Source organism: Rubrivivax rivuli (assembly GCF_004016505.1).
Classification (GTDB): Bacteria; Pseudomonadota; Gammaproteobacteria; order Burkholderiales; family Burkholderiaceae_C; genus Rubrivivax; species Rubrivivax rivuli.
On the sequence record NZ_SACR01000002.1, the window covers coordinates 714,853 to 734,729 of the forward strand.

Annotated in this window: 18 protein-coding genes; 6 read left to right on the top strand and 12 right to left on the bottom strand. The window is 71.0% G+C overall.

Annotated features, from left to right (window positions below; translation table 11 throughout):
- Positions 1–8: 8 nt before the first annotated feature.
- Positions 9–380 carry a response regulator gene (locus EOE66_RS07740; protein WP_128228076.1) on the top strand — a complete coding sequence of 124 codons (372 nt, stop codon included), beginning with the start codon at positions 9–11 and terminating at the stop codon, positions 378–380.
- A 37-nt stretch (positions 381–417) separates the two neighbouring features.
- Here EOE66_RS07740 and EOE66_RS07745 read toward each other — a convergent pair whose 3' ends face one another.
- A complete protein-coding gene (locus EOE66_RS07745) occupies positions 418–903 on the bottom strand; it encodes a hypothetical protein (protein WP_128228077.1) in 486 nt (161 codons plus the stop codon).
- 55 nt (positions 904–958) lie between these two features.
- Complete coding sequence (locus EOE66_RS07750; RefSeq protein ID WP_128228078.1) at positions 959–1,960, bottom strand: catalase family peroxidase; 1,002 nt, start codon at positions 1,958–1,960, stop codon at positions 959–961.
- Positions 1,961–2,143: 183 nt separating this feature from the next.
- Between EOE66_RS07750 and EOE66_RS07755 the strand changes: the two genes are divergently transcribed.
- Positions 2,144–2,962, top strand: a complete 819-nt coding sequence (locus tag EOE66_RS07755) for a ParA family protein (protein WP_128228079.1) — start codon at positions 2,144–2,146, stop codon at positions 2,960–2,962.
- A gap of 19 nt (positions 2,963–2,981) precedes the next feature.
- Here the strand turns inward: EOE66_RS07755 and EOE66_RS07760 are convergent, their stop codons facing one another.
- The 3 genes from EOE66_RS07760 to EOE66_RS07770 form a co-directional block, all read right to left on the bottom strand.
- Entirely contained in the window at positions 2,982–3,845 is an 864-nt protein-coding gene (locus EOE66_RS07760) for a MipA/OmpV family protein (RefSeq protein WP_245478947.1), read from the bottom strand.
- Between the two features lie 113 nt (positions 3,846–3,958).
- Positions 3,959–4,330: a translation initiation factor Sui1 gene (locus EOE66_RS07765; protein WP_128228080.1), complete on the bottom strand. Its 372-nt coding sequence runs from the start codon at positions 4,328–4,330 to the stop codon at positions 3,959–3,961.
- A 9-nt stretch (positions 4,331–4,339) separates the two neighbouring features.
- Entirely contained in the window at positions 4,340–6,835 is a 2,496-nt protein-coding gene (locus EOE66_RS07770; protein ID WP_128228081.1) for a DEAD/DEAH box helicase, read from the bottom strand.
- 81 nt (positions 6,836–6,916) lie between these two features.
- Here EOE66_RS07770 and EOE66_RS07775 point away from each other — a divergent pair, with 81 nt between their 5' ends.
- Positions 6,917–7,366 carry a hypothetical protein gene (locus tag EOE66_RS07775; RefSeq protein WP_245478948.1) on the top strand — a complete coding sequence of 150 codons (450 nt, stop codon included), beginning with the start codon at positions 6,917–6,919 and terminating at the stop codon, positions 7,364–7,366.
- Positions 7,367–7,495: 129 nt separating this feature from the next.
- On the top strand, positions 7,496–9,532 hold the full coding sequence (locus EOE66_RS07780; RefSeq protein WP_128228082.1) for a S9 family peptidase: 2,037 nt from the start codon (positions 7,496–7,498) through the stop codon (positions 9,530–9,532).
- Positions 9,533–9,591: 59 nt separating this feature from the next.
- Here the strand turns inward: EOE66_RS07780 and EOE66_RS07785 are convergent, their stop codons facing one another.
- The 4 genes from EOE66_RS07785 to modA form a co-directional block, all read right to left on the bottom strand.
- On the bottom strand, positions 9,592–9,807 hold the full coding sequence (locus tag EOE66_RS07785; protein ID WP_128228083.1) for a SlyX family protein: 216 nt from the start codon (positions 9,805–9,807) through the stop codon (positions 9,592–9,594).
- A gap of 129 nt (positions 9,808–9,936) precedes the next feature.
- On the bottom strand, positions 9,937–10,581 hold the full coding sequence (locus tag EOE66_RS07790; protein WP_128228084.1) for a PEP-CTERM sorting domain-containing protein: 645 nt from the start codon (positions 10,579–10,581) through the stop codon (positions 9,937–9,939).
- A gap of 428 nt (positions 10,582–11,009) precedes the next feature.
- The gene (locus EOE66_RS07795) at positions 11,010–13,169 is read right to left on the bottom strand and encodes a prolyl oligopeptidase family serine peptidase (protein ID WP_128228085.1); all 2,160 of its coding nucleotides are present in this window, start codon (positions 13,167–13,169) and stop codon (positions 11,010–11,012) included.
- A 123-nt stretch (positions 13,170–13,292) separates the two neighbouring features.
- A complete protein-coding gene (gene modA, locus EOE66_RS07800; RefSeq protein WP_128228086.1) occupies positions 13,293–14,069 on the bottom strand; it encodes a molybdate ABC transporter substrate-binding protein in 777 nt (258 codons plus the stop codon).
- A gap of 80 nt (positions 14,070–14,149) precedes the next feature.
- Between modA and ylqF the strand changes: the two genes are divergently transcribed.
- A complete protein-coding gene (ylqF, locus tag EOE66_RS07805) occupies positions 14,150–15,109 on the top strand; it encodes a ribosome biogenesis GTPase YlqF (RefSeq protein ID WP_128228087.1) in 960 nt (319 codons plus the stop codon).
- Between the two features lie 78 nt (positions 15,110–15,187).
- Here ylqF and EOE66_RS07810 read toward each other — a convergent pair whose 3' ends face one another.
- The 3 genes from EOE66_RS07810 to EOE66_RS07820 all read right to left on the bottom strand — a co-directional run bounded on the left by EOE66_RS07810 (position 15,188) and on the right by EOE66_RS07820 (position 19,318).
- Entirely contained in the window at positions 15,188–17,161 is a 1,974-nt protein-coding gene (locus tag EOE66_RS07810; protein ID WP_128228088.1) for a hypothetical protein, read from the bottom strand.
- Between the two features lie 293 nt (positions 17,162–17,454).
- The gene (locus tag EOE66_RS07815; RefSeq protein WP_245478949.1) at positions 17,455–18,438 is read right to left on the bottom strand and encodes a Bug family tripartite tricarboxylate transporter substrate binding protein; all 984 of its coding nucleotides are present in this window, start codon (positions 18,436–18,438) and stop codon (positions 17,455–17,457) included.
- Between the two features lie 91 nt (positions 18,439–18,529).
- Positions 18,530–19,318: a LuxR C-terminal-related transcriptional regulator gene (locus EOE66_RS07820; RefSeq protein WP_128228089.1), complete on the bottom strand. Its 789-nt coding sequence runs from the start codon at positions 19,316–19,318 to the stop codon at positions 18,530–18,532.
- Between the two features lie 65 nt (positions 19,319–19,383).
- Between EOE66_RS07820 and EOE66_RS07825 the strand changes: the two genes are divergently transcribed.
- Entirely contained in the window at positions 19,384–19,875 is a 492-nt protein-coding gene (locus EOE66_RS07825) for a DUF3237 domain-containing protein (RefSeq protein WP_128228090.1), read from the top strand.
- The last annotated feature ends 2 nt before the right edge of the window (positions 19,876–19,877 follow it).

The following is a 19,877-nucleotide window of genomic DNA, read 5'->3' on the forward strand; positions in this document are numbered from 1 at the left end:
CGCAAGCCATGGCCCAAGTACTGGTCGTCGACGACTCCGCCACCATGCGCGAGATCGTCGCCAGCTTTCTCAGCAAGAACGGCTTCGAGGTGGCCGTGGCCACCGACGGGCGCGACGGCCTGGCGCAGCTGAGCCAGAACCCCGGCATCCGCCTCGTGCTCAGCGACATCAACATGCCCAACATGGACGGGCTGACGATGGCGGAGAAGATCCGCAGCGACATGGGCAACACCGACGTGCGCATCGTGATGCTGACCACCGAAGACAACGCCGCCATGCGCGCACGCGGCAAGGCCATCGGCGTGACGGGCTGGATCGTCAAGCCCTTCAAGGGTGAAACGCTGCTCGGGCCGCTGCGCAAGCTCTGCGGGCTGGGCTGAGCGCCCGGCGCGGCTTTCGTGCGGCTCTCGTGCGGCTTTAGCGCGGCTTGCCGCAGCCGCCTTCCACCCAGGCCGCCGCGCTGGTGCTGTTGAGCTTGAAGCTCGGCGCCACGCGCACGCGGCCGATTTCGCCGCCCTCGGCGTCGGTGGCGGCCAGCCAGGCGTGGGGGTCGTCTTCGTCGGGCACCACGTCCAGCGTCACCGTCACGCGGCCGCTCTCCAGCATCAGCACCACCTCCTTGTGCAGCAGCGCGTGCTGCGCCTGCTCGTGGCGGCGCACCACCTCGTGCGCGGTCTTCACCAGGGTGTTGAAGGCGTTGGTGTCCAGCGGCTTGGGGTTCTTCTTGTCGCGGCCCATGGTCCAGGGGCCGATCAGGGCCGGCTCGACCTGGCCTGCGCGGTACATCTCCACCGCCCAGCCTTCGTCGTCGTTGTTCTTCACCACGCGCGCCGTCCAGCCGTTGTCGCGCCACAGGCGCGGCTCGTGGATCGGGGCGTTCGGGTCTTCGATGTCGGCACTCATCGAAGGATGATAGGCCGCGCCCCGCCGCGCACGGCGGCCAGGCCGCGGCCTGGGCTCACTGCTTGGCGCCTTCGTTGATGCGGCGGCTCAGCGAGATGGCGTAAGGCGCGGCGCGCGCGGCCAGCATCGGGTCGGCCGAGGGCTCCACGCCCTTGGGCAGGCGGTTGGGGTCGAAGTTGATGGCCACGCAGTTGCCGCCGGCATCGGGCGCCACGGCGGTGATCTTCAGGCTGCCCAGCGTCACCTTCTTGCGCCCTTCGGGCAGGGGCACGATGGCGCTGTCGAGCTTGTCGCCGGGCTGGGCGAGTTCGAGGTTGAAGTTGAAGGCCACGCCGCCGGCCTTGACGCGCTCACGCAGGTCGTCGAACAGGAAACTCGGGCCCTTGGCCTTGGCTTCTTCGTCGCTCAGGCCGCGCACGCCGCCCACCGGTTCGAAGATCCACTTGCCCCATTGCTTCTCGCCCTTGGCGTTGACGAAGGCGAAGGCGTGCACGCCCCAGTAGTTCACGCTGCCGAAGCTGGCCGGCACGGGCTGGCTGGCGAAGTAGCGGCCTTGCAGCAGCACCTCGGGGTTGGCGTCGACGTAGGCCTTGACCTTGGCCGGGTCTGGCGCCTTGGTGGCCGGGTCGGGCTGCAGCGATTGCAGCCTGCCCAGCATCTGCTCGGGCGTGACAGCGCCGAAGATGGGCGCCGAGATGTTGCCCATCTGCCAGATCTCGCCGTCGGGCAGGTTGAACTGCAGCGCCAGGTTGCGCTGCGAGCGCGTGTTGTCGGCGGCCTTCGGGTTGGCGCCGCCCACCGAGAAGCGCACGATCACCGGCACCGCACGGCCGCTGAAGGCCGAAGCCGTGGAGAGGGCGCGGCCTTCGGCGCTGCCGACGAACTCGCCGGTGGCGCACACGCCCTTGGCGCCGGAGCGGCGGTAGCCCTCGAACTTGCCGTTGGTGGCTTCGAAGGCGTCGACCATGGTCACGGGGCTGACCTGGGCCTCAGCGGGGCTGCTCAGCAGGCCGGCGGTGGCCACGGCGAGGGCCAGGGGGGCGAGGGTGGTGCGCATGGGGAGTCCTTCTCGGGGGTTTTGGGGGCGCGGCGCGGCGCGCGGGGCTCACCGCGGCCAGCCGCCTTCTACGCGCGGGCGGCGCTGCCGGATGCAGCGACGGCCCGAGTGTGGCGGCATCGCGTCGAAACGTGTTTTGCTGCGGCGCACAATGCAGCTTTCGAACCGGCTGCCGAGGGCTGCATGAGACGCGTCGTTTTCAACCAGAAGGGTGGCGTGGGCAAGTCCACCATCACCTGCAACCTGGCCGCGCTGGCCGCCGCCGCGGGGCGGCGCGTGCTGGTCATCGACCTCGACCCGCAGGGCAACAGCACGCGCTACCTGCTGGGCGCCACGGCCGATGCCGAACACGCCGAAGCCCCGGGCGCGGCGGGTTTCTTCGAGACCACGCTGAAGTTCACGCTGCGCCCGCCGCCCACCAGCAGCTTCATCGTCGCCACGCCCTGGCCGAACCTGCACCTGATGCCCGGCGGCCCGCTGCTGGACGAGCTGCACGGCAAGCTGGAGAGCCGCTACAAGATCTACAAGCTGCGCGACGCGCTCGACGAGATGGCCGACAGCTTTGATGAGGTGTGGATCGACACGCCGCCGGCCTTGAACTTCTACACACGCTCGGCGCTGATCGCGGCGCAGGGCTGCCTGATCCCCTTCGACTGCGACGACTTCAGCCGTCGCGCGCTCTATGGCCTGCTGGAGACGGTGAAGGAGATCCAGGCCGACCACAACCCGGCGCTGCGGGTGGAGGGCATCGTCGTCAACCAGTACCAGCCGCGCGCCAGCCTGCCGCGGCGCACGGTGCAGGAGCTGGTCGACGAAGGCCTGCCGGTGCTGCAGCCCTGCCTGAGCGCCAGCGTGAAGATCAAGGAATCGCACGAGCTCGCGAAGCCCCTGATCCACCTCGATGCCAAGCACAAGGTGACGCTGGAGTTCGCGGCGCTCTACGCCACGCTGAGCGCGCCGCCCGCCCCGGCCAAGAAGAAGCGCGGCAAGGCCGCAGCCTGAAAGCCGGGCGCGCGCCGGCTCACTCGTTGGCGCGCGCCTCCGAGCGCAGCCAGGTGTAGCTCAGGCCCATGCCCACGCTCAGGCCGTTGGTGCGCTTGACGAGCGGGCTGGCCTCGTTGGCCGCGCCGGCCACGCTGGCCCAGCGCGCAAAACCCACCCAGCGCCAGTCGCGCGAGACCTGGCGCGACAGCGAGGTGCTCAGGCGCCACGAGATCAGGCCGCTCTGCGCCGCGTAGGCGGGGCGGTCGGGCAAGGCGTAGACCGGGTCGACGCCATAGAAGGTGCGGTTCAGGCGCTTGTCGCCGACGATGGCGCCCAGGCTCACCGCGTAGCCCCAGCCGCCCAGGCTGCGGCGCTGGAAGTTGATCTTGGGCTCGAAGCTCATGCCGCGGTGGGCTGCGCCGTCGCTGATGTCGAAGACGCCGCGCAGCGGCAGTTCCACACGCCAGCGGCCGGCGTGGCGGCCCTCGCCCCAGGTGCCCAGGTTGATCTTCAGGCGCGGGCCGAACTCGATGAGCGTGCCCAGCGCGGGCATGCCGCGGCGCGCGCCGATCTCGTCGGAGCTGCCGCCGAAGGAGCCGGCCACGCCGATGTCCAGTTCGTACAGCGGCGTCTTCACGGCGCGCAGGCCGGCGGTGTCGCGGTCGGCACGCAGGAAGCGGCCGCGGTACTGCGCATAGGGCAGCACGAGGCCGCGCGTGAGCTGTTCTTCAGAGCCCGGGTAGGCCTGCTGCGAGACGCCGAAGCCGAAGGCCCCCAGTTCCCACAGCGGCAGCGAGGACGCCGGCGCTTCTTCGCTCTGCGCCTGCGCGGCAGGGCCGGTGGTCAGCAAGGTCAGGGCGGCGGCGATGGGCGCCAGGGCGCGGCGACGGGGTGGGTTCAAGCGGGGCTCCCAGGGGTGGCAGGCAGACGGTATCGACGCATCATGCCCGCCCGGCAACACCCCGTGGTGACGCCGTGTTTGCAGGGCCGCCGGCCTGGAGGGCCGCGCGCCGTTCAGCCGCCGGCGCGCTTGGCCTTGAAGCCTTCGGCCAGCAGCAGCGTCAGCACCTTGTCGGCGTGGTCGCCCTGCACTTCCAACACGCCGTCCTTGGCCGTGCCGCCGGCCCCGCAGGCGCTGCGCAGGCGTTTGCCCAGGGCCCCCAGAGCCTCGGCGTCCAGCGCCAGGCCACGCACCACGGTGACGGTCTTGCCGCCCCGGCCCTGCTTCTCGCGCGTGACGCGCGCGGTGCCATCGCCGGCCGGCACGGCCTTGGCCAAGGCCTTGCAGAGGCAGGCCGCCAGCGGCTGGCGGCAGGCCGGGCACATGCGGCCGGTGTCGGTGGAATAGACGAGGCCGGTTTCCCCGGCCGAGGCGTTCTTGCGCATGCCGCGGTTCTACCGCAAGGGCGCCAGCAAGCCCCGCAGGTCGTCTTCACCGAACTTCGGCGCGAAGGCTGCGTCCTGCCCCAGCACGCCTTCGGCCAGCGCGGCCTTGCGCGCCTGCAGCGCGAGCAGGCGTTCTTCGATGCTGCCTTCGGCCACCAGCTGGTAGGCGAACACCGGCCGGTGCTGGCCGATGCGGTGCGCGCGCGCCGTGGCCTGGGCCTGCACCGCCGGGTTCCACCAGGGGTCGAGGTGGATCACGGTGTCGGCAGCCGTGAGGTTCAGGCCCACGCCGCCGGCCTTCAGGCTCAGCAGCAGCAGCGGCGCTTCGCCGGCCTGGAAGGCGCTCACCACCTTGCCACGCTGCGCGGCGGGCGTGTCGCCTGTCAGCTGCAGCCAGGGCAGGCGCTCGGCCGCAGGCAGAGCGGCCAGGGCCTCGGCCACCAGCGCCAGCATCTCGGTGAACTGGCTGAACACCAGCACCTGGCGGCCCTCGGCGATGAGCGCCGGGAGCATCTGCATCAGCAGCGCGAGCTTGGCGCTGGGCACGCCAGCGGCACCCGGCGTCTTCAGAAGGCGCGGGTGGTTGCACACCTGGCGCAGCTTGAGCAGCGCGTCCAGCACCTCGATCTGCCCGCGCGCCAGGCCCTGGCGTTCGAGAACGCGCCGCACCTGCTCGTCCACCGCGATGCGCACGGTCTCGTAAAGCGTGCGCTGCGCGCCTTCCAGCGGCACGCGGCGCAGCACTTCGGTCAGCGGTGGCAGCTCGGGCGCCACGTCTTCCTTGCGCCGGCGCAGGATGAAGGGGCGCAGGCGCCGCGCCAGCAGCTCGGCGCGCGCGGTTTCGCCGTTCACCTCGATGGGCTTGCGCCACAGGCGCGTGAAGCTGCGCGTGTCGCCCAGGAAGCCCGGCATCAGCAGATCGAAATGCGCCCACAGCTCGCCAAGGTGGTTTTCCAGCGGCGTGCCGGTCACGCACAGGCGGTGGCGTGCGCGCAACTGGCGCAGCGCGCGCGCGGCGCGGCTGCCAGCGTTCTTGGCCTGCTGGGCTTCGTCGAGCACGAGCAGGTGCCAGTCGCGCGCGGCGAGCGTGTCGATGTCGCGCCAGACGAGGGCGTAGGTGGTGAGCACGAGGTCGAAGGCCGGGGCCGGCGTGACGTCACCTTGATCGGCGGGCGGTGCGAGCACCGCCTCGCGTCCCGGCCCGTGCAGCAGCGCCACGCGCAGGCCCGGCGCGTGGCGCGCGGCCTCGGCCTGCCAGTTGGCCAGCAGCGAGGTGGGCAGCACCACCAAGGCCGGCGCGGTGAGGCGGCCGGCCTCTTTCTCGGCCAGCACGTGGGCCAGCACCTGCAGCGTCTTGCCCAGGCCCATGTCGTCGGCCAGGATGCCCGCCAGCCCCTGCGCCCGCAGGTATTGCAGCCAGGCCAGGCCGTGCTGCTGGTAGGGCCGCATCGGGGTGGCCAGGCCGGCCGGTGCTGGCACGGCGGGCGGCGCGCCGGCATCACGCAGGCGCGCCACCAGCGTGGCCAGGCCGGCATCGCCCTGCAGCTGCCAGGTCTGCGCCCCTGCACGGGCGCCCATGGTGTCGGCCAGAGACTCTTGCAGCGCCTGCACCTGCGCCGCTTCCCAGGCCGAAAGGCGCTGCGCGGCTTTCTCGGCGCTGTCTTCGGCCGGCAGCGTGAGCAGCAGGTCGAGCAGCGCCGTCACGATGCGCTTGAGCGGCCCCACCGGTGCCTCGATGCGCCTGCCGCCGGGCGCGCGCAGCGTCACCGTCATCGCATCGTCCATCGCGGCCAGTTCATCGGCCTGCAGCCAGCGACGGTCGCGGCGCAGCAGCGCGGCCAGCATGGGCGCGAGGTCGAGCACCTCGCCTTCCACCTCCACGCCCAGCGCCATGCGCCAGCCGCCTTCCTGGCCCACGCCCTGCCCCACCCCGCGCGGGCCTTGCAGCGGCAGCAGGCCCGCGACACCGCCATCGGTGGGCAGCGCGGCCACCACGGCGGGCTCCAGCCCGGCCTCGGCCAGCGGCTGCAGGCCCAGGTGCCAGCGCTGCACGGGCACGCTGAAGTGGGCGAACCCCGGCATCACCAGCACCTGCCAGCCCAGGGCCTGCAGGCGCGGCACCTCGTCGGCCCAGAAATCGGGCCAGTGGCCTTCTTCGCGCAGGGTCCACAGGTCGTCCAGGCCGGCGGCGGCCTCGGGCGCGCGCCACTGGGGCGCGAAATCAGGCAGCGGGCGCAAGGCACTGGCCCACAGCTGGTCGGCCGCGGTGGCTTCGGCGGCAAGGTCGCGGCCCGGTGGCACGGGCCAGGGCCGCGGCTGCAGCACGCTGCGCGGGGCGGGCACGGCGAAAGGCTCGTCGCCAGGCGCTGCGCCCGCCGCGGGATAGGTGTAGTGCACCTGCGCCACCGTCAGCTGCGCACCGCGCGGCCCGAAGCCCGTGACAGCGCGGCTGCCGAGCAGGCCATCGCCGCGGGTGAGGGTGCGCAGGCGCAGACGCGGCTTCATGCAGGCACTTTAAGCGCAGCCCTCCAGGGCCCACGGGCGCGAGGCCCCAGAATGCGCGCTCTGAAATCGCAAGGACTGCCCGTGGATCTGAAAGTGCCGATCTCGATCGCCGATGAACTGACCGACGAGGTCATCACCTCCACCGGCCTGCTGAACCTCGCCAGCGGCGAGATCGGCCGCATCGAGTACGAGGATTACGACATCGACACCCAGGGTCTGCCCTTCGAGAGCGAAGACTACGAGTTCACCTGCGGCACGCTGTCGAACAACGGCAAGGACGTCGAGTTCCGCATCGAGGTCAACACCGTCACCGGCCAGTACTCGGTGAGCGCCAGCGAGCTGCTGGAGATCAAGGTGCGCGCCGCCGCGCTCTTCGCCGGCGTCAGCGGCGCGGCCCTGGCCGCGCAGGCCAGCGCGCGCGGCGCCGCCCCGGCGCCGGAAGCCGAGCCCACGCCGCCCAAGCGTTTCACGGGCAAAGCTGGCGGCAAGGCAACAGGCAAGGCGCCAGGCAAGGGCGGCAAGTTCCACTGAAGCACCCGGCGGCCCGTCCATCCGGCCCTGAGGCAGCCTGTCGCGCGGGGCGCACGAAGCCGGCCGTGCGACGCAGAATCGTGGTTTCCGAGACACCTTCAGGCGCATTTCGCGTCACACGGAGACCGCATGACCCCACGTTCCCTGCCGGCGCTGCTGATCGCCGCCGCCCTGCCCCTGCACATGCAGAGCGCCCTGGCCCAGGCTGCCACGGGCGCCCAGGTGCCGCTGATCGAGCGCGCCAAGTTCTTCGGCAACCCCACCAAGGCCGGCGGGCGCCTGAGCCCCGACGGCCGCTGGCTGAGCTGGGTGGCGCCTCGCGACGGCGTGCTCAACCTCTGGGTGGCGCCGCTGGACAAGCCCGAGCAGGCCCGAGCGCTCACCAACGAACGCGTGCGGCCCATCCGCAGCAGCTTCTGGTCGCCCGATTCCAAGACCCTGCTCTACGTCAACGACCAGGGCGGTGACGAGAACTTCCGCCTCTACGGCGTGGACGTGGCCACCGGCACGCAGAAGAGCTACACGCCCTTCGACAAGACCGTGGTGCAGGTCATCGGCATCAGCCCCAAGGTGCGCGACCGCATCCTCGTGGGCCTGAACAACCGCGACCCGCGTTTCCACGACGTGCACAGCCTGAACCTGGCCACCGGCGAACTGACGCTGGTGCTGAAGAACGAGGGCTATGGCGGCTTTCGCGCCGACCGCGACCTGAACCTGCGCCTGGCCAGCCGGCCGAACGCGGCCGGCGGCAGCGACTACTTCCGCGTCAGCGACAACAAGGTGGAAGCCACGCCGATGATCAGCGTGGGCCTGGAAGACAGCCAGACCACCGCGCCGCTGGGCTACACCGCCGACGGCAAGACGCTGTACTGGGTGGACGCCCGCGGCCGCGACACCGCTGCGCTGATGGCGCAAGACGTGGCCAGCGGCCAGATGACGGTGGTGGCGCAAGACCGCCGCGCCGACATCACCGACGGCCTCTTCGACCCGCAGACCGGCCGCGTGCAGGGCTACGCCGTCAACTACCTGAAGAGCGAGCCCGTGGCGCTGGACCCGGCGCTGAAGGCCGACCTCGAGTTCCTGGTGCGCGAGACCAAGGGCCAGTTCAGCATCACCTCGCGCACCGAGGCCGACGACAAGTGGCTGGTGGCGGTGGACACCGTCACCGCACCGGCCGCCGTGCACGTGTACGACCGCAAGGCGCGCAAGCTCAGCCCGCTGTACGTGAGCCGCCCCGAACTGGTGGGCGCGCCGCTGGTGCCGATGCAGGCGCACGAGATCAAGTCGCGCGACGGGCTCACGCTGGTGAGCTACCTCACGGTGCCCGCCCAGGCCCAGCCCGACGCGCAAGGCAAGCCGCGCCAGCCCGTGCCCATGGTGCTGATGGTGCACGGCGGCCCATGGGCGCGCGACACGTACGGCTACGACGCCTACCACCAGTGGCTGGCCAACCGCGGCTACGCGGTGCTGAGCGTGAACTTCCGCGGCAGCACGGGCTTCGGGAAGAGCTTCGTGAATGCCGGCGACCTGCAGTGGGGCCGCAAGATGCACGACGACCTGCTCGACGCCGTGCAGTGGGCCGTGCAGCGCGGCGTGGCGCAGAAGGACAAGGTGGCCATCATGGGCGGCAGCTACGGCGGCTATGCCACGCTGGCCGGCCTGGCCTTCACGCCCAAGGAGTTCGCCTGCGGTGTCGACATCGTCGGCCCGAGCAACCTGTTCACGCTGCTGGGCACCATCCCGCCGTATTGGGAAGCCTTCAAGAAGCAGCTCTACCGCCGCATGGGCGACCCTGGCACGCCCGAGGGCCAGGCGCTGCTGAAGGAGCGTTCGCCGCTGAACTTCGCGGCCAACATCGAGCGGCCGCTGCTCATCGGCCAGGGCGCCAACGACCCGCGCGTGAACGTGGCCGAGAGCGACCAGATCGTCGACGCCATGAAGGCGCGCAAGATCCCCGTGACCTACATCGTCTTCCCCGACGAAGGCCACGGCTTCGCGCGGCCGGTGAACAACATCGCCTTCAACGCGGTGACCGAGAACTTCTTGGCGCAATGCCTGGGCGGCCGTGCCGAGCCCATCGGCAGCACGCTCAAGCCCAGCACCGCACAGGTGCGCCATGGCGCCGAGTTCGCGGCCGGGCTGAAGGAAGCACTGGCGGCGAAGTAAACCCCAGCCGCCCAAAAGGCAACGGCCCCAGGGCAGCGCGCCCCGGGGCCGTTTTCGTTTCAGTAGTGCGGCGGCAGCTCGTCGCGCAGGCTGCGGAAGGCCGGCTGCTGCGGCGCGGCCAGCACCTGCTCATGCAGCGCCGACAAGGCGCGCTGCAGCGCCTCGATCTGCGCCTGCTGGCGCACCACCACCTCGTTCAGGCGGTCGAGCAGGTCTTCGCTGTAGCTGGCCTTGATCTCCAGTTCGGTAAGGCGGGCCTCGATGCGGTCATCCATGCGTGCGGCTTCGTTTTGCATGGACCTGATTGGACCGCAAAGCCCGCCCTGCGCTGCATGTGGTGCGCGGCAGTGCCCCGCAGGACCCGCAGGGACCGAGAGAAAGAGCGGCCGCGCCCGGCCGTCGCTTCAGACCTTGCGGCGCAGCCCTGCGGCGGCCAGGAGGGCCAAGCCGGCCAGGGCCAGGGTGCCGGGTTCGGGCACGTTGCTGGTGATGCTGGTGTCGACATAGGTCCTGAAGGTCAGATCCCAGTCCGGCGACCCGTAGCCGGGCATGGGCAGCACGCGGCCACCCGCGTAGGTGCTGATGCTGGTACCGACGATGCCGCGCGAGCCGAAGGCGCCCGGGCCGGTGACGCTGGTGATGTCGAAGTGGTAGGCGTTGCCGCCGACCAGATCCACCGCCTGGCTGGAGAAATCGAAGGAGAACCAGCACGTCGCCGTGCAGGTGACGTGGCCCGTGTAGGTGGCCGTGCCCAGCGCCGTGCTTGAACGGGTGGCACCGGCGCGCACCGACATCGTCACCGTGTTGCTGAGACCGTTCAGGTCGCTGGTGCCGTTGGAGAACAGCTGGATGGACGTGAGCCGGCCGGTGAGCCCGGCGGTGAAGCTCTGCCCCACGGGCAGGTTGTTGCCGGAGGTGCTGAAGCCAAAGGGAATGCCGATGCCGAAGGCTTCCTGGCGCTGATCGAGCACAGGTGCTGCGACCGCCGTGCCTGCGCACAGCAAGGTCAAGGTCGAAAGAGCAGCGGCAAAGTAGGGACGTGAGATCAAGGGGGCCTCCGGCGAAAAACTGAAAAAGAGAGTGACGCTGAATTAGCCCGCCATTAGCAAAACCCAGGCCATCACTTCTAACTCATTGATTGATATCAATGAGTTGCTTTCCCCCAGGGGATCGCTCGCCAGAACTGTCAAACCCTTCGACAGGCCGTTGATTTGCCGTCGATGCCAGGGCGCTACACCGCAGCGTTTTCGCCTTGCGTCAAATTGCACATCTTCGCGCGCAAAGACATGCAATTTGCAGATTCAGTGAATTACTGCACGGCGCCTCTGGCAAAACCGCAATTCGTGAATTCGCGTGAATCGATGCCCGTGTTGATCGCGACACCGGCAAATGGTTTTCTCCATGGCGCGGGGTGGGCCGGCCAACACGCGCCGCCAGGGCCGGCTCCGGCTGGAGGTGCCGGCCCGGCCCGTTTCGCTCAAGGTGCCGAAGGCGCGACCTTCATGCCGAAGGTGTGGGCCAGGAAAGCCAGCATGTCGGCGCGCTCTTCGATGATCTTGCTGGTGGGCTTGCCCGCGCCGTGGCCGGCGTTGGTTTCGATGCGGATCAGCTTGGGCGCCGGCCCGGTGTTGGCGGCCTGCAGCGCGGCGGCGTACTTGAAGCTGTGCGCCGGCACGACGCGGTCGTCGTGGTCGGCCGTCAGCACCAGCACCGGCGGGTACTTCTTGCCGGCCTGGATGTTGTGCAGCGGCGAGTAGGCCAGCAGCGCCTTGAACTGCTCGGCGTCGTCGGACGAGCCGTAGTCGCTGATCCAGGCCCAGCCGATGGTGAACTTGTGGAAACGCAGCATGTCCATCACGCCCACCGCCGGCACCGCGGCGCCGAAGAGCTCGGGTCGCTGGTTGAGCACCGCGCCCACCAGCAGGCCGCCGTTGCTGCCGCCGTTGATGGCCAGCTTGGCGGGGGTGGTGATCTTCTGCGCCACCAGCCATTCGCCCGCGGCGATGAAGTCGTCGAAGACGTTCTGCTTCTTCAGCTTGGTGCCAGCCTCGTGCCAGGCGCGGCCGTACTCGCCGCCGCCACGGATGGCGGCCGTGACGTACACGCCGCCCATCTGCATCCAGGCCGCAGCCGTCACGTTGTAGCCCGGCGTGGTGGGCACGTTGAAGCCGCCGTAGCCGTAGAGCAGCGTGGGGTTGCTGCCGTCGAGCTTCAGGCCCTTCCTGTGGCCGATGAAGATGGGGAACTTGGTGCCGTCCTTGCTGGTGACGAAGGCGCGGCGCGTCTCGTACTGCTCGGGGTCGAAGGCGGTCTTCGGGCGCTGGAAGACCGAGGTCTGGCCGCTCTTCATGTCCAGGCGCATCACGTCGGCGGGCGTCACCAGGCTGGTGTAGCTGAAGAAGGTTTCGCTGTCGTCCCAGCGGCCGCCGAAGCCGCCGGCCGTGCCCACGCCGGGCAGCGGCAGTTCACGGTCGACGCTGCCGTCAGGCCGGTGCAGGCGCACCAGCGTGGAGGCGTCGCGCAGGTAGCGCAGGATGTAGCGGCCGCCCACGGCGCTGGCGCCCACCAGCGCGTCGCGGGCCTCCGGCACCAGGGTCTGCCAGACGGGCTCGGCGCCCGGGGCGGGCAGCTGCACGCTGAGCAGCGCGCCGTTGGGCGCGCCGCGGTCGCTGCGCAGCACGAGGCGCTCGCCGTTCAGGTGCAGCGGCACGTACTGCGCGTCGAAGGCCAGGGTCAGCGGCTGCGGCGTGCCGCCGACGTAGGCGCCGTCCTTCAGCGGCAGGAACATCAGGCCGTTGCGCCGCCCGGTGCCGTTGCTGACGGTGATCATCAGCATGCGACCGTCGTCGCTGACGCTGGCCCCGAAACCCCACTTGCCCTCGCGCGGGTTGTCGATGACGAGCACGTCGGCCGACTGCGGCGTGCCCAGGCGGTGGTAGTACAGCTTCTGGAAGAGGTTGACGCCGCTGAGCGCTTCGCCGGGCTTGGGCGCTTCGTAGCGGCCGTAGAAGAAGCCCTTGCCGTCGGGCGTCCAGGTGGCGCTGCTGAACTTCACCCAGTCGATGAGGTCGGGCAGGTCCTGGCCGGTGGCCAGGTCGCGCACGCGCCAGGTCTGCCAGTCGGAACCGGCCTTGGCCACGCCGTAGGCCAGCAACTTGCCGTCGCGGCTGGGCACCACGCCGGTGAGGGCCACGGTGCCGTCCTTGCTGAGCGTGTTGGGGTCCAGCGCCACCGTGGGCTTGGCGTTCAGCGCGGTGGCGGTGTACAGCACGGCCTGCTGCTGCAAGCCGTCGTTGCGCGTCCAGAAGTAGCGGCCGCCCTCCTCGAAGGGCACGCCATATCGCTCGTAGTTGAAGAGCGTGGTGTACAGCTGGCGCGTGGGCAATCGCTGCGGCACGCCGGCGAAGAACTTCTCCGTCACCGCGTTCTGCGCCTGCACCCAGGCCTTGGTGTCGGCGCTGTTGTCGTCTTCCAGCCAGCGGTAGGGGTCGGGCACGCGGGTGCCGTGGTAGGTGTCGACCTGCTCGACGGTGCGCGTGGCAGGGTAGCTCAGGGTCTGGGCCTGGGTGGCAGGCGACAGCAGGGCCAGGGTGCCGGCGGTGGCCAACAGGGCCAGGGTGGAGCGTTGCAGCTTCATGCGGTGGGCCCGGGTGGGGCGGTGAGCGTTGAAGCGGCGCATTGTGCGCAAAAGACCGCGCCTTGCTGCTGCGGGCGCACCCGGGGTGGAGGGGGTGCCTGCGCGGGGCGCAGGCGCGCGGTTTCAGGGGGGGCCGAAGCCGCGCGCCTGCAGCAGAGCGCGGGCGGCGTCGCTGCGCAGCCAGGCGGCGAAAGCCGCCGCCAGTTCGGCCTGCCGGCTGGCCGTGCTGAGGTGCGCGCCATGGCGCAGAGGCTCGGGCGTGGGCAGCACCTGCACCACGCGCAGCGCTGCACCAGCGGCCAGGGCATCGGTCTCGTACACGAAGGCGGCGTCGACGGCGCCTTCCTTCACCAGCGCCAGCAGCGCGGCGCTGTCGTCGGCCTGCATCACCTTGCGCTGCACCGCGGGCCACAGCCGCTGCGCGTTGAGCGCCTCGCGCCCATGGCGACCCAGCGGCAGGCTGCTGCTGCGGCCCAGGCCCACGCGCTGCACGGCGGGCAGCGCCAGGTCCGACAGGCGCTGCACCGTGGCCACGCCGGCGGGCACCACCAGCACGAGCCGGTTGCTGGCGAAAGCGGCGCGGGCCTCGGGCCGCAGCAACCGGCGCTGCTCGCCCAGCGCGGCGGTTTCGCGTTCGATGCCCACCAGCAGGTCGAGCGGGGCGCCGCGCGCCAGCTCGTCCAGCAGCTGCGCGGCGGGCGCGGCCTTCAGCACGATCTTCACGCCCGGGCGCGTGGCGGTGAAGGCGGGTGCGGCGTCGGCCAGCACGGCGGCCAGGGGCGTGTCGACGCCGATGCTGAGCGTCTGCGCGTGCAGCGGCAGCGCCAGCAGCAAGGCCAGGCCGGCGAACAGCTGCAGCCAGCGGCGGCCGAGAGTGACAAGCGAACGAGGGTGGACCATGCAGCGAGCCTAAGGCATGCCCGGCCGGCCCCGCGCGCGACCTGGGTAGCATCGGCCGATGTTTCCCCGCCCGCCCTGACATGGCCATCCAATGGTTCCCCGGCCACATGCACGCCACGCGCAAGGCGATGGTGGAACGTTTCAAGGCCGGCATCGACGTCGTCATCGAACTGCTCGACGCGCGCCTGCCCGCCGCCAGCCTGAACCCGCTGCTGGCCGAGCTCACGGCGGGCAAGCCGGCGCTGAAGATCCTCAACAAGCAGGACCTGGCCGACCCGGCGCGCACCGAGGCCTGGCTGGCGCACTACAACGCCCTGCCCGAGACCCACGCCTATGGCCTGGACGCGAGCGAAGCCGCGCCCGCGGCGCGCCTGGTGCAGGCCTGCCGCGCGCTGGCGCCGCTGCGCGGCGGCATGGTCAAGCCGCTGCGCGTGCTGATCTGCGGCGTGCCCAACGTCGGCAAGAGCACGCTGATCAACACCTTGGCCAAGCGCAAGGCCACGAAGACCGGCGACGAAGCCGGCATCACCAAGACCGAGCAGGCCATCGCGCTGGCCAGCGACGTGACGCTCTACGACACGCCCGGCCTGCTGTGGCCGCGCATCACCGTGCCCGAGCACGGCATCCTGCTGGCCGCCAGCGGCGCCGTGGGCCGCAACGCCTACGACGAAGAAGAGGTGGCGCTGGGATTGATCGAACGCCTGCAGGCCGGCTACGCAGCGGCCCTGGGCGCGCGCTACAAGCTGGCGGCCACGCCCGAGGCCGTGGCCGAACTGGCGGCACAGCCTTCGGAGCTGGTGCTGGAACGCATCGCCCGGCACCGCGGCTACCTGGGGGCCGGCAGCGTGCCGCACCTGCACAAGGCCGCCGAGGCGGTGCTCAACGACTTCCGCAGCGCCGCCATCGGCCGGGTGACGCTGGAGACACCGCAAGACCAGGCCGTGTGGCTGGCCGCCACCGCCGAACGCGAGGCGGCTCGCAGCGCCAAGAAGGCAGCACGCGAGGCCGCCTCGAAGAAGGCGCGCAAACCGCGCGCCTGAAACGGCAGCGCCGGTCTCGGACCGGCGCTGTTCCTTCAGTCAGGCTCTGTGGGCAGGCGCCGCAAAGGCGCCTGCCGGTCAACGCGAGGCCGTGGCCGCTGGCCGCTGCAGCGGTGCCGGGGCCAGCACGCCGCTGGCACGCAGCACCTCACGCGTGTTGTCGGCGGCCACGTGCAGGGTCACCGCGCTGCTGCTCGGGGCCACGTTCGTGGTGAAGGAGAAGCGGAACATCGTGCCCCAGTTCAGCGCGTTGCCGCGCGAGGCCGCCGTCCAGGTGAGGCGGCCGTCGCGGATGGCAGGCACCCAGTCGTTGACGGCATCGAGGTCACCGTCGCTGAAGACCAGGTCGGTGACGGTGTTGGCGCCCACCGGGACCGTGAAGTTGTCGAAGCCCAGGTTGCGCAGCACGCGCAGGTTGGGCTCGGCCCCTTCGGTCTGCGGGCGCGAGAAGTCGAGGTTCATCACCGCGTAGTGGTAGCGCCACAGGCCACCGCCCAGGCTGATGGCCTTCATCGCCACCTTCACGCTGCCCTCGGCCGTGGTCACCATCGTCGAGCTGGCGTTGGCACCCGGCGCGGCGGGGTCGACCCAGCGGTCGATGGCCGGCCCGAGGCGGTACTGGTCGTTGCCGCCCACCACCCAGACCGTCGACGGACGCGAGAAGGTCGTGCGCACCGTGCCCATGGAGTTGAGGATGTTGATGTCCTGGCGCGCCAGGTACCAGCTCTCGAAGCGGAAGGTGGCGCCGCTGTGAGCCGGGCCGCTGAACTGCGATTCACGCACCGTCAGGCGCTGGTCGTAGGCGCCGTTGGGCGTGGCGTTGGCGAAGCCGTCGCAGTTGGTGTCGTAGATCGAGCCGCAGCGGCCCCAGGCGTTGTTCGACGGGATGATCTCGCTGCGCGGGCCCAGCGAGTTGTTGCTGTCGTTGTTGCCCACGCTGTAGACGTCGGCACAGCCCAGGCCCAGGATGTGGCTGTCGCCGGGGTTCTGCAGGCAGTTGGTGTTCAGCGTGAGGAAGGCGTGCTTCACGCCCGAGCGGCCGATCTGGTCGATGCTGCCGTCCGCGTTGTAGCGGTACATGTTCCAGATCAGGTAGGGGTGCTGGTCGTTGCCGTAGGGCGGGAAGGGACCGGTGAACTTCTCGTACCACGGAATGTCGGCGGCGTAGAGCGCCGTGCTGGTGCCCAGCGGGTCGCCCGGCACGGTGGCCACGAAGGTGCCGTTGTTCAGGCTGTTGCGCAGCGTGGAAGAGGGCGTGAACACCGTCAGGCCGTTGCCGCCGGCACCCGTGCAGCCGTTGCAGCGCGAGTACTGCATGCTGAAGGTGGTCATGAACAGGTCGGCCTGGTAGGTCTGGCCCGGCACGCCCGGCACCGGGTTGCCGTGCCACTTGGTGCTGCCGAGCACCGGCTGCGGCAGCGGGCCCTGGCGCAGCACGTTGGCCGTCACCACCATGTCGGCGATCGCCCAGTCGGCCACCTCGGGGTGGCCGATGCGCTGCGCCAGCTCGGGCGAGATGCGCAGATCCATGGTGCGCAGCGCCAGGCGCTGGTTGCCGTCGATCAGCTCGTACATCACGCGATCGAGGTAGAACCAGGCCTTGCCGTCGGCCCCCACGACGTCGAGCGTGGGCACCTTGGCGCCGACGCGCGGCACGAGGCGGAAGTTCGTCAGGTCGATGGTGCCGGCGGCCTTCGACTGGATGCTGTAGCCGCCCAGCGCGCGCAGTTCGCCCCCGACGAAGCTGTCGAGGTTGCCGCTGCGCACGTTGAAGTCGAGCGTGGCCGAAGGCTGCAGATCGAAGAACTCGTGGTCGTCGACGCCGATGGCGCCCTGGCGCGCTTGCGCGGTGCCCAGCACGAGGCCGATGTCACCGGCCAGATCGCGGTTCCAGCGCAACCCCACGGTGCCCGTGGAGGCCGACCAATGCTGGGCCTTGGCACTGGCCGTGGTGGCGGCGCCCTTCGCGCCGGCCGCGTGCGCGCCCACGGCCGCGGCGGCTGCCACGGCCACCACCAGTGCCTTGAAGACCCGTTGTCCAGAAACCTTCATCTCGACCCCTCCACATACCGGGCGCCAGGCCCGCGAGCAACTGCTGAAAAGCGCAGCGGCGGGCCTCGGGGGGCCAGCGGCCGCACAAACGATGGGCTTGCTGCGTGCCCGGCCCGCACCTCGCCCGCCGAAGCGTTGAAGAGTGCACGGAAAGCACAAGAAACCGTGCCGATGACGGTAGCAGCAACAGCGCGAACTTTCGAGCCCAACACGCAAATGAAGGGGAGTCGCCGGCGCCAACCCCGGGTTCAAGGGGGTGGGTGGCGGCGCCCGCCCGCGCCGCGTGGCGCCGCTCAGTCGCCCTTGAAACCCGTGGCCTTGACGATGGCGGCCCAGCGCTCGGTTTCGCTGCGCACCCGCTTCTCGGCCTCGGCCCGGCCGCCGCCCACGAGCGTGAAGCCCGCGTCCTGCAGCTTCTGGCGAAGTTCCGGCGTCTGCATGGCGGCCACCGCCTGGCGGCTCAGGGTGTCCAGCACGGCCGGCGGCGCGTCGGCCGGCGCAAAGAGCATGAACCAGGCCGTGAAGTCGATGCGCGGCCAGCCTGCCTCGGCGAACGTCGGCACCTCGGGCAGTTGGGGCGCCCGCGTGCCGGCGGTGGTGGCCAGGGCGCGCAGCTTGCCGGCCTTGATCTGCGGCACCGCCAGCGCCGTGGAGACGAAGGCGGCCTGCACGTCGCCCGCGATCAGCGCCGTGAGCGCGTCGCCCGTGGCGCGGTAGTGGACCGGCTCCACCTTGAAGCCGGCCTGCTCGGCCAGCACCACGGCACCGAAGTGCCCCGGCGTGCCCGCGCCGAAGGTGGCGAAGTTGACGCCTGCAGGCGCCGCACGCGCGCTGTCGAGCAGGCCCTTCAGGTCGCGCGCGGGCGAGGCCGGCGGCACCACCAGCACGAAGTCGGAGCGCACCAGTTCGGCGATGGGCGCGAGTTCACGCGCCGGCTGGTAGGGCAGCTTGCCGTAGGCCGCCGGTGCGATGGCGATGGAACCCACCTCGCCCAGCAGCAAGGTGTAGCCATCGGCTGCGCTCTTGGCCACGGCCTGCGCCGCGATCTGGCCCCCCGCGCCAGCGCGGTTGTCGATCACCACCGACTGCTTGAGCAGTTCACCCAGGCGCTGGCCGACGGTGCGCGCCACCACGTCGGGCCCGGTCCCGGGCGGGAAGCCCACCACCAGGCGCGGGGCCCGGTCGGGATAGGCGGCTGCCTGCGACCACGCCGGCGAGGACAGGCTCAGCACCACAGGCAGGCACAAGGACGAGAGGACGAGGCGGCGGTCGGGCACGGCAGGCTCCAGCACAGCGTTGGGGGCCGCAGTGTCGAACGCCGCCGGCCCTGCGGCTGTCCACCAAGAGGCTGACAGGCGCTGCCGTCGCTCAGGCCCCGGGCGGCACGAAGGCCGCGAAGAGCTGGCTCCTGAAGTGCAGACCCAGGCGCTCGAAGGCACGGGCGCGGTAGGTCTTGACGGTGGCCACGCTCAGGCCGAGCCGGGCAGCGATGCCGTCGTAGGTCAGGCCGTCGAGCAGGGCTTCGAGCACGTCGAGTTCGCGCTCGGTGAGTTGCGCGCACCGCTGGCGCAGGCGCTCGCGCCGCGGGGGTGGCAAGGCCAGCGCTGCTTCGTCGTCCAGATGGCGCCGCACCGCAGCCAGCAAGGTGGCCGCGGTCAGGCCGAACCCTTCCACCGTGCCCGCCGCGAAACCCTGGGCCGGCGCATGGCAGTACAGGTTGACCGCGAGCAGCGCGCCGCCGTCTTCGAGGCAGGCCACCGACAGGCGCTCGCTGATGCCGTGGCGGCGGTAGATGGCGTCGCGGTGGTCGGCGCTGGGTGCTTCCTCGGCACGCATGCGCAGCATCACGGCGGCGCCTGGCTGGGGCAGCGCCTGCACCGCCTGGAAGCTGCTGTCGCCGCGGTACAGGCCTTCGTCGCGGTAGATCGAGAAACAGGCGGCGGTGGTGTCGGGCACGCCACGGCTGGCCGAGAGGTGCAGCGTGGGCGGCGCATCGCGCCGCAGGCGGTAGACCGACCAGGAAGCCGCGCCGAAGGCGGCGTGCAACCCGCTCAGCGCCTCGGCGGCGAAAGGCGCGCGGCCGATGGCCCCGATGGCCCGGGCCACCGCCGCCTGGGCACGGGCGGTGGAGGCGTCGTTCAGCGCCCAGGCTTGCACGCGCGGCCCCCCTGTCGCTCTTTCGGTCGACAGGCGTGCCGTGCCTGCGGCCCTATCGTCGGCCCATGAACAGCGCCCTTGCCCCCGAGATCTTCATCCCCGCCCCGGGCCTCGTGCCGATGTGCCGCGTCTCCTGCGAGGTTGGCGCGCTGCAGGCGCTGGGCGCCGCGCCGGGCGGCCAGCGGCGCTGCGTGCCGCTGCTCGGGGGCCGGGTCGAGGGCCCGGGCTTCACGGGCGAGGTCGTGGCCGGGGGCATCGACTGGCAATGGCAGCACGCCGATGGCACGCTGGAGATCGACGCACACTACGTGCTGCGGGCGGCCGCCGATGGCGGCCTGGTGGAGGTGCGCAGCACCGGTCTGCGGCACGGCCCGCCTGCGGTGATGGAGCGCCTGGCGCAGGGCGAGGCGGTGGACCCGGCCGACTACTTCTTCCGCACCTGCGTGCGCTTCACCACCGGCGCGACGGCGTGGCTGCACCTGAACCGCACCATGGCCATTGCCAGCGGGCGGCGCGAAGCGGCGCGCGTGTTGCTGGATCTTTGGCAGCTGACCTGAAG

Coding starts and splice junctions, on each gene's coding strand:
- EOE66_RS07740 (WP_128228076.1), top strand. CDS start 9: ATGGCCCAAGTACTGGTCGTCGACGACTCCGCCACCATGCGCGAGATC.
- EOE66_RS07745 (WP_128228077.1), bottom strand. CDS start 903: ATGAGTGCCGACATCGAAGACCCGAACGCCCCGATCCACGAGCCGCGC.
- EOE66_RS07750 (WP_128228078.1), bottom strand. CDS start 1,960: ATGCGCACCACCCTCGCCCCCCTGGCCCTCGCCGTGGCCACCGCCGGC.
- EOE66_RS07755 (WP_128228079.1), top strand. CDS start 2,144: ATGAGACGCGTCGTTTTCAACCAGAAGGGTGGCGTGGGCAAGTCCACC.
- EOE66_RS07765 (WP_128228080.1), bottom strand. CDS start 4,330: ATGCGCAAGAACGCCTCGGCCGGGGAAACCGGCCTCGTCTATTCCACC.
- EOE66_RS07770 (WP_128228081.1), bottom strand. CDS start 6,835: ATGAAGCCGCGTCTGCGCCTGCGCACCCTCACCCGCGGCGATGGCCTG.
- EOE66_RS07780 (WP_128228082.1), top strand. CDS start 7,496: ATGACCCCACGTTCCCTGCCGGCGCTGCTGATCGCCGCCGCCCTGCCC.
- EOE66_RS07785 (WP_128228083.1), bottom strand. CDS start 9,807: ATGGATGACCGCATCGAGGCCCGCCTTACCGAACTGGAGATCAAGGCC.
- EOE66_RS07795 (WP_128228085.1), bottom strand. CDS start 13,169: ATGAAGCTGCAACGCTCCACCCTGGCCCTGTTGGCCACCGCCGGCACC.
- modA (WP_128228086.1), bottom strand. CDS start 14,069: ATGGTCCACCCTCGTTCGCTTGTCACTCTCGGCCGCCGCTGGCTGCAG.
- ylqF (WP_128228087.1), top strand. CDS start 14,150: ATGGCCATCCAATGGTTCCCCGGCCACATGCACGCCACGCGCAAGGCG.
- EOE66_RS07810 (WP_128228088.1), bottom strand. CDS start 17,161: ATGAAGGTTTCTGGACAACGGGTCTTCAAGGCACTGGTGGTGGCCGTG.
- EOE66_RS07825 (WP_128228090.1), top strand. CDS start 19,384: ATGAACAGCGCCCTTGCCCCCGAGATCTTCATCCCCGCCCCGGGCCTC.